The organism is Roseateles oligotrophus, from assembly GCF_025717515.1.
In the GTDB taxonomy this organism is placed as follows: Bacteria; Pseudomonadota; Gammaproteobacteria; order Burkholderiales; family Burkholderiaceae_C; genus Paucibacter_A; species Paucibacter_A oligotrophus.
On sequence record NZ_JAJIRN010000001.1, the window covers coordinates 605128 to 621125 of the forward strand.

General features: G+C 62.3%; 9 protein-coding genes and 1 tRNA gene. 8 read left to right on the forward strand and 2 right to left on the reverse strand.

Going from position 1 to position 15998, the window contains the following annotated elements; all coding sequences use genetic code 11:
* Positions 1–12: 12 nt before the first annotated feature.
* The 7 genes from LNV07_RS02820 (at position 13) to LNV07_RS02850 (ending at position 10680) form a co-directional block, all read left to right on the forward strand.
* Positions 13–249 (forward strand): hypothetical protein, encoded by a 237-nt coding sequence (locus LNV07_RS02820; protein WP_263569636.1) that lies wholly within the window; start codon positions 13–15, stop codon positions 247–249.
* A complete protein-coding gene (locus LNV07_RS02825; RefSeq protein ID WP_263569637.1) occupies positions 246–2255 on the forward strand; it encodes a S9 family peptidase in 2010 nt (669 codons plus the stop codon). The genes LNV07_RS02820 and LNV07_RS02825 overlap by 4 nt, the downstream gene beginning before the upstream one ends.
* A gap of 66 nt (positions 2256–2321) precedes the next feature.
* Entirely contained in the window at positions 2322–3503 is a 1182-nt protein-coding gene (locus LNV07_RS02830; RefSeq protein WP_263569638.1) for a vWA domain-containing protein, read from the forward strand.
* Complete coding sequence (locus tag LNV07_RS02835) at positions 3500–5542, forward strand: autotransporter assembly complex protein TamA (protein WP_263569639.1); 2043 nt, start codon at positions 3500–3502, stop codon at positions 5540–5542. The genes LNV07_RS02830 and LNV07_RS02835 overlap by 4 nt, the downstream gene beginning before the upstream one ends.
* 17 nt (positions 5543–5559) lie before the next feature.
* On the forward strand, positions 5560–9921 hold the full coding sequence (locus LNV07_RS02840; protein WP_263569640.1) for a translocation/assembly module TamB domain-containing protein: 4362 nt from the start codon (positions 5560–5562) through the stop codon (positions 9919–9921).
* Positions 9922–9969: 48 nt separating this feature from the next.
* Positions 9970–10044: transfer RNA gene (locus LNV07_RS02845), tRNA-Arg, on the forward strand.
* A 42-nt stretch (positions 10045–10086) separates the two neighbouring features.
* Entirely contained in the window at positions 10087–10680 is a 594-nt protein-coding gene (locus LNV07_RS02850; protein WP_263569641.1) for a hypothetical protein, read from the forward strand.
* A gap of 265 nt (positions 10681–10945) precedes the next feature.
* Here the strand turns inward: LNV07_RS02850 and LNV07_RS02855 are convergent, their stop codons facing one another.
* Positions 10946–11908, reverse strand: a complete 963-nt coding sequence (locus tag LNV07_RS02855) for a transporter substrate-binding domain-containing protein (RefSeq protein ID WP_263569642.1) — start codon at positions 11906–11908, stop codon at positions 10946–10948.
* 454 nt (positions 11909–12362) lie between these two features.
* On the opposite strand from LNV07_RS02855, the gene LNV07_RS02860 reads away from it, so the two are divergent.
* On the forward strand, positions 12363–14024 hold the full coding sequence (locus tag LNV07_RS02860) for an SEL1-like repeat protein (protein ID WP_263569643.1): 1662 nt from the start codon (positions 12363–12365) through the stop codon (positions 14022–14024).
* 105 nt (positions 14025–14129) lie between these two features.
* Here the strand turns inward: LNV07_RS02860 and LNV07_RS02865 are convergent, their stop codons facing one another.
* Positions 14130–15791, reverse strand: coding sequence for a TonB C-terminal domain-containing protein (locus LNV07_RS02865; RefSeq protein WP_263569644.1), 1662 nt, complete (start codon positions 15789–15791; stop codon positions 14130–14132).
* Positions 15792–15998 lie beyond the last annotated feature (207 nt).

Below are 15998 nucleotides of genomic sequence, written 5' to 3' on the forward strand. Positions count from 1 at the left end.
TGATCGTTGACCATGACCACACCCATCAAACGAGCCGCCCTTGAAGGCCTGGCCGACGCGGCCGGCTTCGTGCTCGGCGCACTTGCCGGCTGGCAGCTCGGCAAGGCTTTCGGTTACGACTTCGTCAACACGCCCGGCTGGGGATTGCCACAAGTCACCGGCCTGCTCTTCATCGTGCTCGGCTGCGGTGCCGGGCGCCTGCTGTTTCGCCGCCTGCTTGGTCAATTCTTTCCCTCAGATGCCCCATGAGCAAAACTTCCAAATTTGATGTTGATGCCCTCTGGCAAATCGAGCGCGTCGGTGCGCCCAGCCTGTCGCCCGATGGCGCGCAAGCAGTGGCCAGCCTGTCGCAATTCGACATGGCCGAGAACAAGAGTCGCTCCAGCCTCTATCTGCTGTCCACCTTGGGCGGTGAACCACGCCGTTTGACCAGCGCCGGCGACAAGGACGGCGCACCGCAGTGGAGCCCGAGCGGCGAACAGATCGCCTTCGTCGCCAAGCGCGAGCAGGGCGGGACCAAGGACGAGGAGCCGCAGCTCTATCTGATCGCCCCCGATGGCGGCGAAGCGCGCCGCTTGGGTCAAATCGCTACCGGCGTCGAGGCCTTCAAGTGGTTCCCCGATGGCCGCCGCATTGCCTTCATCTCCTGGGTCTGGCCCGAACTCAAAGGCGCCAAGGCGCAGGCCAAGGCCCACAAGGACTTCAAGGCGCGCAAGCAGACCGGCTATGTCACCAGCGAAGCGTTTTACCGCTACTGGGACCACAGCATTCCGATGGGCCGGGTCGCGCATTTGCATGTCATTGACGTCAAGACAGGCAAGAGCCAAGACTTGTTTGAAGGCAGCGACTTCGAGCTCAGTCGCGCCGATGCGGGCAGTGAATGCTTTGACATCTCGCCCGACGGCCGCCGCATCGTCTTCGCCTTCGACCCGGCGGTCGAGAAGAAGGTCGGCAACTGCTTCGCGCTGGCCGAGCTAACACTCAAATCGAGTGAGTTCCGGACACTCTTGCAGGATGCGGCCTGGGATTTCGGCGCACCGCGCTACAGCCATGGCGGCCAACATCTGGCATTTTTGGCCAGCCACCAAGGCCTCAAGCACACGATGCCGGCGCAACTGGCGGTGCTGGACACCCATGGCCAATGGGCGGTGGTGTCGGCCGACTGGGACCGCGAAGTTGCCGCGCCGCTGGCTTGGGCCGAGGATGATTTGTCGCTGTTGTTCTGCGCCGAGCAGGCCGGCCGGCGCCATATCTGGCGTTTTGATCTGCCCGCCGCCACGGCCGCGATCGAATTCGAAGGTGGCCATGCGACGAGCTTCGCGACGGCGTCGGGCGTGCTGGTCGTCAACCACGACAGCATTCACTTCCCGCCGCGCTTGTCGGTGCTGGATGAACACAAAGCGGCCCAGCGCATCGAGTCCTTCAACACAGACTTGCTTGGCAAGTACAAATTTTCCAAGATCGAGGAAGTCTTCTACGCCGGCGCGCAAGGCGAGCAGGTGCAGATGTGGCTGGCTTACCCGCCCGGCTTCGACGCCAAGAAGAAGTATCCGGTCATGCATCTGATCCACGGCGGCCCGCACACCGCCATGGGCGACAGCTGGCATTGGCGCTGGAACCACCAGCTCTTTGCCGCCGAGGGTTATGTGGTTGCCGCCGTCAACTACCATGGGTCATCCAGCTTCGGTCATGCCTTTCTCGACTCGATCACGCACCGCTGGGGCGAGCTGGAGCTGCAAGACATCGAGGCCGGCACCGATTGGATCCTGAAAAAACCCTGGGCCGACAAGAGCCGGGTCTTTGCTACCGGCGGCAGCTACGGCGGCTTCATGGTCGCGTGGATGAACGGCCACGTTGAACCAGGGCGTTATCAAGCCTATATCTGCCATGCCGGCTGCTTCGACTGGCAGGCCATGTATGCCGACGATTGCTACACCTGGCATGTCAAGGAGCTGGGCGCCAATTACTGGGTCGACCCGGCAAAAATTGCCTCGCAAAGCCCGGTCAACTTTGCCCAGCATATGCACACGCCCACGCTGGTGATCCACGGCGCGCTCGACTACCGCGTGCCCGACGCCCAGGGCCTGGCCTACTACAACACGCTCAAGGCGCGCGGTGTCGACGCGCGCCTGCTGTGGTTTCCGGACGAAAACCATTGGGTGCTGAAGCCACAGAACAGCAAGCTCTGGTACGGCGAGTTCTTTGATTGGCTGAAGCGCCACTCGGGCAAGCCTGCGCGTGGCCGAAAGGGCTGAGCCCGAGGCACAAAACGGCCGGCATGGATAATTGCCGGCCCCGCCCGAATCGCTGTTGACCCCCTCATGCTGATCAAATTCTTCTACACCCTCAGAGCCGCCAAGTTGCCGGTCTCGGTGCGGGAATTTCTGTCGCTGCTGGAGGGGCTCAAGGCCGGTGTGATCGGCGCCGAGGGCGCCGCCTCGATCGATGATTTCTACTATTTGGCCCGCACCACCCTGGTCAAGAACGAGGCGCTGTTCGACAAGTTCGACCGTGCGTTCGGCGCCTATTTCAAGGGCGTGGAGCTGCTGACCGACTTCAGCAAGGAGGTGCCACTGGACTGGCTGCGCCAGCATCTGCAGCTTGAGCTGACGCCGGAGCAAAAGGCGGCGGTCGAGAAAATGGGCTGGGACGAGTTGATGGCGACGCTCAAAAAGCGTTTCGAAGAACAGCAAGGGCGCCACGAGGGCGGCAATAAATGGATTGGCACCGGCGGTACCAGCCCTTTTGGCAACGGTGGGTATAACCCCCAAGGCATACGCATAGGCGGAGCCGGCAAGAACAAGAGTGCGGTCAAGGTTTGGGAGCAGCGCGCCTACAAAGACTATGACGATCAGCTCGAACTCGGCACCCGCAATATCCAGGTCGCGCTGCGGCGCTTGAGAAAATTCGCGCGTGAAGGCGCGGAGCTGGAGCTCAATCTCGATGACACCATCCACCAGACCGCCGCCAACGCCGGCTTTCTGGACATCCGCATGCAGCCGGAGCGCCACAACAAGGTCAAGGTGCTGCTGCTGATGGATGTGGGCGGCACCATGGACGAGCATGTGCACCGGGTCGAGGAGTTATTTTCGGCCGCCAAGACGCAGTTCAAACATCTGGAGTTCTTCTACTTCCACAACTGCGTCTATGACTTTGTGTGGAAGAACAACCAGCGCCGCTTTGCCGAGAAGACCGCCACCTGGGACATCATCCGCAAGTACAACAAGGACTACAAACTGATCTTTGTCGGCGACGCGACGATGAGTCCTTATGAGATCTTGCAGCCCGGCGGCAGCGTCGAGTACAACAACGAAGAAGCCGGCGCCGAATGGCTGCAAAGGCTGACCCAGGGCTTCCCCAATTACGCATGGATCAACCCCGAGCCGCAAGGCGTTTGGCAATATCGGCAGAGCGTCGCCTTGATTCAACAGCTGATGCATCAGCGCATGTTCCCGCTCTCGCTGAGCGGGCTCGAAGGCGCGATGCGTTTGCTCAGCAAATGAGGGCTAACGGTCGATTGACGCGCATTTCGCGCCGTTTCATTGCTTTGAGCCTGGCGGCGACTGGGCTGCTGAGTCTGGGCGGCTGCAGCGCCCTGCGGGAGTTACGAGACAGCCTTAACCCCGCAGCCGCAGCCGAACGCCAGGCCAAGGCTGCGCAGAGCTCCGGGCGTCTGGTGGCGGAGTACCAGCTGGTCGTGATGGCTCCGAGCAAGCTGCGTGATTTGCTCGAGACGCATCTGGACCTGGCGCGCTTTCGGACCGCGCCAGAAGACCAGCGCCTGAACCCGCAGGAGCTGCGCCGCCTAAGTGCTGCGGCACCTCAGCAGGCTCGTGCCTTGCTCGAAACCGAGGGTTTTTTCAACGCGCAGGTCGAGGTCGAAAGCAGCGGTGCCGAAACGGCGAGTGCCAACTACACGCACCCCACCATCACGGTCAAGGTCGAGCCCGGCCCGCAGGCAAAGGTCAGCGCAGTGGAGATCAATTTCAGCGGCGAACTGCTGGAACCGATCCCGGCCGAGCCGGGGGCCAGCGCACCAAGCGAGGCGCTGCTGCGCCAAACAAGCCGGCAGCGTGATCGCATGCGCCAAGACTGGGAGTTAGGGGTCGACGAGCCCTTCAGACAAGCAGACTGGGGCAGCGCCAAGTCCGCCATGTTGGGCCGTGCTCGCGCACAAGGCTATCCGCTGGCGCGCTGGGCCAACTCGGCCGCCCTGGTTGATACCGAAAGCAATCGCGTGGAACTGAGTCTGGAGCTGAATAGCGGGCCATTGTTCCGGCTCGGCGAGATCCAGATCGTCGGTCTCAAGCATCTGCCCGCCACCGTGGTGGAGCGACTGGCTGGTTTCGAACCGGGCGAGCCCTATTCAGAGCGCACGATGCTGGACTTTCAGGAACGCTTGCTTCGCACCACCTTGTTCGACAGTGCCAGCGTGGACATCCGGCCCGAAGCCGCAAGCACCGAGTCGACGGGCGCAAGGGACGATGCCGTTGAAGCGACCGAGGATGCGGGCGCGCCGGTCTCCGCCAGCCCGGCTACCGCCAGCCCGGCCACTGCCAGCCCGGCCACTGCCAGCCCGGTCTACGTGCTGGTCAAGGAAGCGCCGCGCCAGCAAGTCACCCTGAGCGCGGGTTATGACACCTCGGCCGGCCCACGCATAGGCGCCGATTACACCCATCGCCAGCCCTTTGGTCTGGACCTGCGCTCACGAACCAAGCTCAAGCTTGGTAGCCAAGGAAGTTCGGCCGATATTGAGCTGAGCTCCTACCCCTTGACCGATATGCAACGCAATGTGATGGCACTTTTCGTTGAGCGTTTGAGCAAGGATGACACCGTCAACAGCAATCTGCGCGCACGCATAGGTCGTAATCGCGAAACCCCTCGGCAAGATCGCACCTACTTTTTGGAAATTTTGCACGCACGCGATCAGACGCCGCAGGCCATCACCAACGCAGGCACGGTCTCGGGCAATATTCAATGGACGCGGCGGCGGGTCGACAGCACCTTGCGTCCGACCAAGGGCTATACCGGACAGCTGCAAATCGGCGGCGGCTACGCCGACAGCACGCGGGAAAACGGCGGGTTCGGGCTCGGGCATCTCAAGCTCTATGGCTACTACCCGCTGCCGGCTGGTTTCTATGGCTCGGCTCGCACCGAGCTGGGCCAGATTTTTGCCTCCGACCGGGTCGGCTTGCCCGAGAAGCTGCGCTTTCGCACCGGCGGCGATGAGTCGGTGCGCGGCTATGGCATCGATGATCTCGGGCCGGTTGACGTCTTTGGCAACCCGACGGGCGGGCGGGTGCTGTGGAACGGCAGCCTTGAGTTGGCCCACGGCCTGATGGACAGCGTGCCGGACCTGCTCGGCGCCGTCTTTGTTGACGCCGGGCAAGCCGCCGCCCGCTGGAGCGAGCTCAAGCCTGTCACCAGCGCGGGCCTGGGCCTGCGCTACCGCAGCCCGCTGGGCACCTTGCGGCTGGACTATGCGCGGGCGATCGAACCGCAGGTCTGGCGCCTGCACTTCAGTGTCGGCATAGCACTGTGAATGACAAGTTGGAGCCCATGAGCGAATTGCCTGCAGCCACAGCACCCGGCCCCAAAAAGAAGGCGCTATGGCGGCGCGGCACCGGCTTGCTGCCGAGTGCGCTGGCACTGCCGGTTTTGCTGGGCACGGCCGGCTGTGTGCTCTGGTGGGGGCTGGCAACGCAGTCCGGCAGTGCGTGGCTGTTGAGCCATGTGCCCGGCCTGCAGATCGAAGCGCTGGAGGGCAGTTTGATCGGTGACTTGTCGGTCAAGAAGCTGCGCTACACCTTGGCCGGCTCGGGTGATCGATTGGAAATTGATGACTTGCGCTGGCAAGGTCTGAGCTTGGCTTGGAATGCCTCGCCCGGCCTCTGGGCCGACCTGCGGATTCAAAACCTGCAAGCCAAGCGGGTGCATGTGCAGCTGACACCGAGCGGCGAGGTCAGCAAGGCGCCGACCGATTTGCGCCTGCCGCTGGGCTTGCGGATTGATGCGTTAGGGGTCGATGAACTGGCAGTTCCCTCGCTCAGTGACAAGCCTTTGGCCGAGCTGCGAGCGAGCTTGGCCGTGAGTGCGGACGGCGGCGCGCAGCACCAAATCAAGATCGAAAACCTGCGCTGGGACTTGCTGCAGCTCAGCGCGGCGGCCAGCATCAAGACCACCGGGGATATGCATCTGCAGGCCGATCTGGATCTGCGCTCCAAGGCCAATGGCGCTCAAGATTTGCCGGCCTGGAGCGCCCAAGCCAAGCTGCAGGGTCCATTGCAAAAACTCGAGCTAAGGGCAGACTTGCAAGCTCTCGCGCAACAGCTGCAACTGCAAGCACAGATGCAGCCCTTTGCCGCCTGGCCCTTGCCACGGGCGAAACTGAATACTCGCAATCTGGATCTGTCCGCGCTCGCCTCCGGCCTACCGCATACGGGTTTGAGCGGTCATGCAGAGCTGCTTTTGCTTGAGCCGGCGAAGCCAGCGGCCATGGCCACATTGAACATCAAGAGCGAGTTGAGGAACTCGTTGGCCGGCCTTTGGGACACACAGCGCCTGCCGGTGCGCGCCTTGGATCTGGATCTCAATTTCGAACCCGGCGATCCCGCCACGCTCGGCATCAAGCGCCTGGAACTCTTGCTGGGCAGCGCGCAACAACCGGCCGGCCGCGTCCATGCTCGCGGCGCAAGTTCCAAACAAAGCGGCAGTCAATTGGTGATCGCGGTTGACGGCCTGAGCAGCGCGGGCCTGGACTCGCGTGTCGCGGCCCTGCAGTTGGCGGGCCAGATCGAACTCAGCACCGGCCGTGCCGTCAATCAACTCCAAGCGGATGGGCCGCCGCCGTTATTGCTGAAGATAGACGCCAAGCTCGACGGACGCTTGGCCAGCGGCGGTGCGCTGCCCGCGGCCGCGGCCGGTGCAGGCGCCGCCCCCGGCTTGGCGCTGAGCCTGCAAGCGCAGGCGCAAGCCTCGCGCAGCGAGCTGAACCTGCAGTCCTTCAGGCTGCAGTCCGATGGCTCGGAGCTGCAAGCCAGTGGGCAAGTCAAGCTGCAGCAGGCCGGTAGCCTGACGCAGGGATGGCAAGCGCGGGCCAAGGCCAGCGCTCAATTGGCCGACCTGCGGCGGTTTTGGCGCGGCAACGAGGGCAGCAGCTGGCAACAGAGCCCGCAATCAATCCAAGCCCTGTTCGAGGCTGATTTGCGGGCCGGGCCGTTGCCAAACAGGCAAGCCAACAAGACCGGCAACTTGAAGCAACTGGCTCCGTTCGGTTCGGCGCGGCTGCAAGTGCTGCCGACCAATATCGGCGGGGTGCCGCTCAGTGCCGATCTGCACTATCAATACGCCGACGGCGGCAAGCCGCCAAGCCTCGACGCGGCGCTGCAGGCCGGCGCCAGCAACCAGATGCAACTGCAAGCCGGCTTGACCGAAGCAGGCCAGATGCTGGGCGCATTCGACTTGCGCTTCGAGCAATTGGCCGGCTTGCAGCCTTTGCTGGCAGCCTTTGGCGAGCCCCTGGCTAAACCAAAGAAACCGATCCGCCTGGAAGGCAGTTTGACCGGCAAGCTCAAGCTGCAAGCGAGCCCGGCCAATAACCCAGCATCGGCCGAGGGCTGGACCTGGCACAGCCATGCCGAGTTGCAAGCCCGAACGCTACAACTCAGCGGCATGGCCGGACAAGCGGCCTTGAGTTTGGCCAGCGCCAACCTGGACTGGGAGCTGGACAGCGCCAAAGATGCGCCGCTCGACATCAAGGCGAGGCTGGAGCAACTCGGCGGCAGCGGCTGGAAGGTGCCGAGCGCGAGCGCGAGCGTGCAAGGCTCCTGGGCCAAGCACCGACTGAGTTTGCAGGCATTGGCCGAGGGGAAGATGCCGCCGGCCTTGATACCTCCCGGTCAAGCGCCAGAGCAGAGCTTGCGCGGCCCCTTCAGCCTGAGCCTGTTGGCGGGTCTCAGCACAGCGCCCAACCTGGCTTGGCGCGATGGCGCGCAGTGGCAGGCCAGCGAGATCAGGCTGCAGGCGCAGGCTCAGGATTTGCCGGCGCCCAAGCCGCAGGCATCGGCTCCGCTCAAAGGTGGCGCCAACAAGCCGCCTTGGCTGAACGCTCAAGACCTCAGACTGGCAATGGAATTCGCTCCGCAAGGGGCGCTCAAGAAGCTGCAGCTGGAGCCTGGCCGATTGGAGATACTGGGCGCAGGCCTGCGTTGGCAAAGCATGAAATGGGCGCCGGGCGCCCTTGCTGTCGATGCAAAAGCGCCGGGCGCAGCAAGCGTCGATATCGACTTGAACCTCGAGCCGGTGTCGGTGGCTCCGCTATTGGCGCGTTGGCAACCGGATTTTGGCTGGAGCGGCGATCTGCAATTGGTCGGCTACGCGCGCATCAAGTCCAGCCCCAAGTTCAACGTCGATATTGCCTTGCAACGCAGTGGCGGTGATTTGGTGGTGACCGACGACAGCGGCGTGCAAAAGCTCGATCTCAGTGAATTGCGCCTGGGCTTGATTGGCAGCCCCGGTGTCTGGCATCTGACCGAAGCCCTGGCCGGTAGCAATATTGGCGTGCTCGGCGCCGCCTTGACCGCTCGCAATGACGACCCCGCCGCGACTTGGCCGCGGGCCGACTCCAGGCTGGAGGGGGTATTGGAGGCGCGCGTCGCCAATCTTGGCACCTGGGGAGCATGGGTGCCCGCCGGTTGGCGCATGGGCGGCAGTCTGTTTGCCAGTGCCGGCTTCGGTGGCCGTCTGCGCGCTCCCGAGATCAAGGGCCGTGCGGGCGGCTCGGGCTTGGTCTTGCGCAACCCCTTGCTGGGGGTGGATCTGCAGCGAGGCGAGTTTGCGCTCAGCCTCGACGGTGGGCGCGCCCGGTTGGAGCAATTCAAGGCCCATGCCGGCGACGGCGAATTGACGGCGCAAGGTGATGTGTTGTTCGGCGACAGTCCGCGCGCCGATCTGCAAATACGGGCCGACAAATTTGCCTTGCTGCGCCGGGTCGACCAGCGTCTGGCCGTCAATGGCAAGCTCGAACTGAAACTGGATGCGGACGCATTGGACATAGCGGGCCAACTGAGCGTGCACGAAGGTTTCTTTGACTTCTCGCGCGGCAATGCGCCGTCACTGGACAGCGATGTGGAAGTGCGCCGGCCGGAAACGGCCGAAAAGGCCGCCGTCGCCGATGCTGCGCATACACACGGGGGGACAGGTCGGCGCAACGCCAAAGTGAAAGTAAAAATCGATATCGATCTGGGTAAAAAATTGCGTGTCAGCGGCTTCGGCCTGGACACCTTGCTGGCCGGCAATCTGCAACTCACGCAAGCCGCCAACGGACCGGCCTTGCATGGCCGCATCCATGCCGAAAGCGGCACTTTTGCGGCCTACGGCCAAAAACTCGCCATCGAGCGCGGCCTGATCACCTTTGCCGGCGTGGTCGACAACCCGCGTCTGGATGTGTTGGCAATTCGCCCGACGCAAGAGGAACAACGCATCGGCGTCACCATCACCGGCACCGCGCGCAACCCGCGCGTGAAGCTGTTCTCCGAGCCTGCATTGGACGAGCGCAGCATGCTGTCTTGGCTGCTGCTGGGCCGCGAGCCGGATGAACTCAACAGCCGCGACAACGCGCTGCTGAGCAGCGCCGCGATGGCCTTGCTGAGTGGCACCGGCGAGAGCACCACGTCCAAGCTGATCAAGTCGGTGGGTCTGGATGATTTGTCCTTCAGCGACAGCGGCGATCAAGCGCAGGGCACCGTGGTGCGCTTGGGCAAGCAGATCTCCAATCGCTGGTCTGTGGGCTATGAACGCGGCCTCAACGCGACACGTGGCAGCTGGCAAGCCATCTATCGCCTGGCGCAACGCTTCACCTTGCGAGCCCAATCGGGGGATGAAAACTCGCTCGACCTGATTTGGCAATGGCGTTGGGAATGAGTGCGCGCCAGTCGTGAGAGAATGCGGCCCGCCCCGACTTCGGGGCATCTCTCCGTAGTTCAATGGATAGAACGGCCGCCTCCTAAGCGGCAAATGTGGGTTCGATTCCCGCCGGAGGGACCAATTTCATTGGCCAATCAATGCGCCGTGCTTGAACTGTGCGCGATGCCAGCAGCCCAAACCAGCCTCTTCAGCAAGCCTAAACGCAGCCGTCTGTATGGCGCCGGCCTTTGTATATTGCTGACCTTGGGCCCGCTGCTTTGGTGGCTGCTGCTCAAACCCACCGGCATGGGGGTAGTGCTGGTCGGCAAGACCTGGCGGCTGGACATCGAGATCGAGAAGCTGCTGGAAGAAGGCGAGTCGAGTTGGTGTGACGAACTGCCCGCCGAGGCGCGCAATATCAGCCGCCGCTTGCTGGTTGACCCCAGCGGGGCAAGGCCCGAGCCGACCGAGCATTGCCGCTTCAGCCGGCCACAATGGCGCACCATGCGGATGGCCAGGGCCGAGGGCGCGGCGCCGACTCCTCCGCATTGGCCCGAAGCCAGACTCAATGGACTGCCCGCCGACCAATTGGGCGCCGAGCGAACCGGCAAGCCCGAAGCCTTTTACGAATTGCAGTTGCAGAACGAGGCCGGTCAAAGCTGGACCTGCCGTTTGCCGCTGGCCGAATGGCAGGCGCATAAACTCGGCGCCCGCTATCGCCTGCGGGTCGACCGTTTTGGCGTGGCCGACTGTGCCAGCTTGCCAAGACCCAGCTGAGGCCCCGCTGCCCGTTGCCTGTTGCCTGTTGCAATTGCTCGCTGCAATTTGCGCTTTGGCTTTGCATTTCATCGCAGCACCCTGGGCCGACCCAAGGCAGCGGGGCAAAGTTCGGCCCTCGCAACTCCTCCTGACGCAAGGGAACTGTGATGTCTGTGCCGACTTCAATTCCGTCGAATCTGCCAGCAAGGCCAGTCTCACCTGATTGCGAACCGACCACATTGCCGGGAGTCCGCTGCGACGAACCACTGAAGCAACAACGGTGCTATTGCAGCTTCAGTTCGAAAATTCGGCGCTGATTGGCCTTGATCTCGGCCAAGCCATGTCTGAAGCTGGGGATGCTCAGGAACAAGGCCTCTAAGCTGCCGTCTTTGAGCGCGATGTTCAGGCCTCGCTCGATACGATCGGCCAACTCAGGCCGGTCGCGACTGACAAAGAAATAGACCGGCACCCTATAGTGCAGGAAGATCGATGACTCGACCGCCAGGCCCTTGTCTGCATGAGCTTGTTGCTCGGACCAGGCCTCGTGAAGCCCGCGCGGAAAGTAATCGAATCTCTTGGCCGCCAGCATTGCAAACAAATTTTCGTAGACGGTGCTGGTCTCGCCATGCAGGCCGTTGGCTCGCAACACCGCAGTCGATGGCCAGTTCACGCCGGAGCCGGCGCTGAATTGGCGCAGCTCATCCAAGCCACGCAGGTTTTGAAACTTCTCTTGATCCTCGGCTCGAATCAAGAACACCCGGTAGTCGTTCAACTGGCGCAACAGCGAAATCCTGATCGGCAGCAAGTCGGCTTCGCGCTGCGTGTCGCTGCCGTCCCAGATCAGATCAATCAGACCACTGTTGTTTTTCAACTCCAAGACCTGCCGCGGGCTACTCAGCAGCCCTTTGAAGAACTCGATCCTGTAGGGCCCGTCGCTGGCTTTGGTCTTCTCGAGCGCCAAGCGCAGCAGTTGAGGGAAATAGTTCGCATAGGCCGCCGCACTGGTGGGCAATGAAGGCACGATGACGCGCAGCTCCTTGACATTGCCTGCGGCCGCCATGCCATCGGCGGGGCAAGCGCAAACCACCACAAGCAGCGCAAGGCGACCCAGCGGCGCCAAGCGTTTGAGCAGTTCCAGCAGGCCCATCAGCAGCGGCGAACGAGCCGCAAGCCGCCAGCTGGAGCAAGCGCCGAGGCCCGGGTGAAACGCGGCCACATGGTTTGCTAATGTGAGATCAAGGCGCATCCGAGGCGGCAGGGTTGGTGATCAAGCGGTGAATCGGTAAAGCGTCGAGCGGCCATTATCTATGGTCGAGCAAATGCAGTTCATGGCATTCCAGCGAGGCGCCAACTTGCGTTGATGAAGGCCTGTCGCTGCGGCGAGGTCAGGACATGCTTGCCAACATGATGGAGCAATATATTCGGAGCCTGCGGCAGGAAGTGAATTGCCCCAACAGCATGTAGTTCTGGACGGTGCGTCTGAGTTGCCGCCGGTAGTGCAACTGGTGAACCCAAGGGCGGGTGAATCTAGTCAGTGAATATGTTGCAGCGTAAGTCGCCTCAAATAGGCGTCGCGAAATCAAGCCCGCAAATCCATCTCGCTGCGGGCCTCAATCGGCCGATTCACTGCGACTGTTGGGTCAGAATGAAGACGTGGCGGCAGGCTTACCTTTCCGCCGTCAGACAAGGGAAAAAATAGAATGCAGGATTTAAAGGCAATAGCAATTGGCTTGTTGTTTTTCGCAACCAATGCGGTGCACGCCGATCCATATACTGACGCAGTGCAGGCCCACGGAAGTCAAGACTACGCGACGGCAATCAATGGGTTCTCGGCATTGGCAGCTCACGGCCTACCAGAGGCTCAGCACTACTTGGCGTTGATGTACCTCGAAGGCCTTGGAATGCCCAGGGACGAAGGTCAAGCTCTGCTTTGGTTCCGTAAGGCCGCCGAACAAGGCCATGCCCGTGCTCAAGTTGAACTGGCCTTGGCCTATGAAGACGGCATAGGGGTCACAAAGGACGATCAGCAAGCGGCCACGTGGTATCGCAAAGCTGCCGAGCAAGGCCACAGCGGTGGGCAATACAACATTGGTTTGATGTACGAGGATGGCCGTGGCGTGCCAAAAGACGAACATCAGGCGGCTGCTTGGTATCGCAAAGCGGCTGAGCAAGGCCATGTTCTGGCTCAAAACAACCTGGGGCTGATGTGCCTCAGTGGTCATGGTGTAGCCGCCAACCACGAAGAGGGTTTCATGTGGATTCGCAAAGCGGCTGAGCAGGGCCGCAGCACGGCTCAACATAATCTCGCCCAGATGTACCTCGACGGCATCGGCGTAAGAAAGGATGAGCAGCTAGCCACGATTTGGCATCACAAAGCCGCAGAGCAAGGCTTCGCCAAATCGCAGTCCTATCTTGGCAATATGTATTTACAGGGGCGTGGGGTTGAAAAAGATCTTCAGCAAGCCCTCTTCTGGCTTCGCAAATCGGCCGAGCAAGGCAAGGTCGCTGATCAGTCCACCCTTGGCGTCCTGTATGCAAGCGGTCGCGAGATGCCAAAGGACGGCGAACAGGCTGAATTTTGGTTACGCAAGTCGGCGGAACGAGGCGATTCCTATGGGCAGTTAATTCTTGGCTCGCTCTATCGGCAAGGATTGGGCGTGCCGCAGGACGATAGGCTAGCCTTTGAATGGACTTGCAAAGCGGCTGAGCAAGGTGATGCAGAGGCCATGGATTTGCTGGCCTATATGCATGGGCTGGGCCTCGGCACAGCCAAGGACAAGGCGCTGGCTGCCGTTTGGTACCGTAAAGCAGCCGAGCGAGGTGTAGCAAAATCCCAGTTCATGTTGGGCGACTGCTATTCATTCGGCATAGGTGTTCCCAAAGACAGCCAAGAGGCTGCTGTCTGGTATCGCAAGGCTGCAGAGCAAGGCGATGCCGAGTCGCAGTTCAGGCTCGGGCTCAGTTATGCCCAAGGCGACGGCGTGCCGCAGGATGACAAGGTCGCCGTAGCCTGGTACCTCAAGTCGGCAGAGCAAGGCAATGCAAGCGCTCAGAACAACTTGGGCTTCATGTATGTCAAAGGTCGAGGTCTACAGAAGGATGAGCGGCAGGCATTTCTTTGGCGTTCCAAAGCAGCCGAGCAAGGCGATAGCGATGCGCAGTTCGATTTGGGCCAAATGTATGGCCAAGGACAGGGTGTGCCGAAAAACGGTCAGCAAGCCTACTTCTGGTGGCTGCTGGCCAGTGCGGCCGGTGAATCCCGAGCCACCAACAGCCTTGAAGTCATTGAGCCCACACTAGCCACTGAGCAACGCGACGCCGCCCGGGCTCAGGCTCAGGAGTGGCGGCTGCTCAAGCAATAGTTGCATGCGCCTCGCCTAGCCCGCAACTCCAAAGCGTCGGACCCGGGTCGCCGATGAGCCCGTTCGAAATTGTTTGCAACAGGGCTGGATCGCGCGGATTTCTCCTCAGTACAGCCGAATGGCGGTGTCGAAGTTCCAGCTGCGCCGGATTTCTATCACATCGAATTCGCGCGCCAGGCCGGGCTGAAATGGCGGATAGGGCGCCTGGCTTTGGACGATACGCCGTATTGCTTCGTCGATCGCCGGCACGCCGCTGGAGAGGACGAAGGTCACCGATTCGACGGAACCATCGCTTCGAACGGCCACCGTCACCAGCGGATGCGCGTGAGGCTGCTTCGCCACTTCGCGGATCATGTCGAAGGTCATATTCAGCTGGATCTTTCGGCTCCAGGCTTCCGCGTACAGCAGTAATTCGGCGTTAGGGTCGCTGCGCCCGAAGAGCCTGCCCCGGCGCAAGCTACTCGCCGCGGGAAGCAGCGATGGCGGCTGGCGTGCGGCAAGAGCGGCCGCATCGCGTTTGGCAGCCTCCTCGTCCAGTTGTCGCCCCATCGCTCGGCGAGCGGCCTCACGTTTTGCATCCTGTTCCGCTCGCGCGGCCTCTTGTAAGGCCCGTTCTTGCAAGGCGCGTTCTTGCACCGCCCGCTCATGCAAGGCCTTCGCTTGCTGTGCCCGCTCTTGCTGGGCCCGCTCTTGTAGAGCCTGTTCTTGCATCGCCTTCTCTTGCTGCAACCTTGCCTGCCTCGCCGTCTCTTGCTGCGCCGCTTCTTGCTTCGCCAGTTCCCGCCGTTCGGACTCCACTCGAGCGGCCTCGACTCGCTCGACCTCCTGACGCTGGGCGAGCTGCCTGGCCGCCGCCTCCTGCTGCATTGCCGCTTGGCGTTGAGCCTCCTGGCGCTCGGCCTGCTGGCGGGCGGAGGCCTGGCGGGCGGCCTCCAAGCGCGCCGCCTCTTGGCGCTCGGCTTCCAGACGCGCGGCCTGAATCCGCTCAGACTCCTGTTTTGCAGCAGCAGCCTGTCGTGCCGCCTCGTCCCGTGCTGCGGCTTGCCGCATTGCCTGCTGGCGTTCGGCTTCCTGACGAGCGGCCGCTTGTCGCGCTTCCTCCATCTGGGTCAGCTTCGCCATTTGGGCCAACTGCTCCGCTTGCCTTTGTGCCTGCTGCTCCGCACGATCGAGCTTGGCTCGCTCCTGCGACTCCGGGTCGATCGGCTTCGGCGCCGCAACCACCGTTTCTTGGGGCGTCGCCGGCATGGCCTCCGGGCTCGACGCGCTGGGCCCCGCCGTGACCAGGGCTGTCGGCAGCAAGGGGGCTGTGGGCACGACCCAAGCGGCCGCCTTCGACTGAGGCAAAGCCATCAAGACCGGCGCGGCCGCCGACTCGGGGGGCGGCGCGTGCAGCGTCGCGGTGCTCTTCTCTGGCGGCAGAACAATAGTCGTCGGCGCGTTCGCCGCGAATCCGTCGGTCGCGGGCCGGGCTGTTGGCTCGGTCAAGGCCATCGGCTGGAACTCTGGTGGTGCTTCGATCGCGGCCGGCGCGGGCGCCGCTGTGGACCGTGCCGGCACAAGCACCACGCGCAAATCCTCGACCGCCGCTCGCCTTTGTCGCCAGGGCAAATCCAAGCCCGGAAGCCCCAGCCCCTGACCTCCGAAGCTGAGGCTCAACAGCAGCGTATGAATCAGCAAAGAAAGCAGCAGCGCCGTGCTCACCCGCCTGCGCCCGCGCGCAATGCCGGGTGCCGAACTCCGAGGAACGTCGGAGTTCGGTTTCAAGTTGAACCCCCAGTTCAAGATGCGACTTCCATCGACAAGAAATGCAAGCGCAGTAGAAATAGTTCGAGAGCCCTGGTGCAAGTCATGGGCCGGTGCTTCTGGCCCGCGGCCAGCCTCTGCTATTCAGCTTCATTTGAGTCGATTCAATGCATGTCATGGGGGTCAGGTCACTCATCTGATGGCAAGACCCGATGGCCTGTCGACTAT

What these genes read in the sequence shown, in the direction of transcription:
- LNV07_RS02820 (WP_263569636.1), top strand. Translation starts at nt 13, where the DNA reads ATGACCACACCCATCAAACGAGCCGCCCTTGAAGGCCTGGCCGACGCG.
- LNV07_RS02825 (WP_263569637.1), top strand. Translation starts at nt 246, where the DNA reads ATGAGCAAAACTTCCAAATTTGATGTTGATGCCCTCTGGCAAATCGAG.
- LNV07_RS02830 (WP_263569638.1), top strand. Translation starts at nt 2,322, where the DNA reads ATGCTGATCAAATTCTTCTACACCCTCAGAGCCGCCAAGTTGCCGGTC.
- LNV07_RS02835 (WP_263569639.1), top strand. Translation starts at nt 3,500, where the DNA reads ATGAGGGCTAACGGTCGATTGACGCGCATTTCGCGCCGTTTCATTGCT.
- LNV07_RS02840 (WP_263569640.1), top strand. Translation starts at nt 5,560, where the DNA reads ATGAGCGAATTGCCTGCAGCCACAGCACCCGGCCCCAAAAAGAAGGCG.
- LNV07_RS02850 (WP_263569641.1), top strand. Translation starts at nt 10,087, where the DNA reads ATGCCAGCAGCCCAAACCAGCCTCTTCAGCAAGCCTAAACGCAGCCGT.
- LNV07_RS02855 (WP_263569642.1), bottom strand. Translation starts at nt 11,908, where the DNA reads ATGCGCCTTGATCTCACATTAGCAAACCATGTGGCCGCGTTTCACCCG.
- LNV07_RS02860 (WP_263569643.1), top strand. Translation starts at nt 12,363, where the DNA reads ATGCAGGATTTAAAGGCAATAGCAATTGGCTTGTTGTTTTTCGCAACC.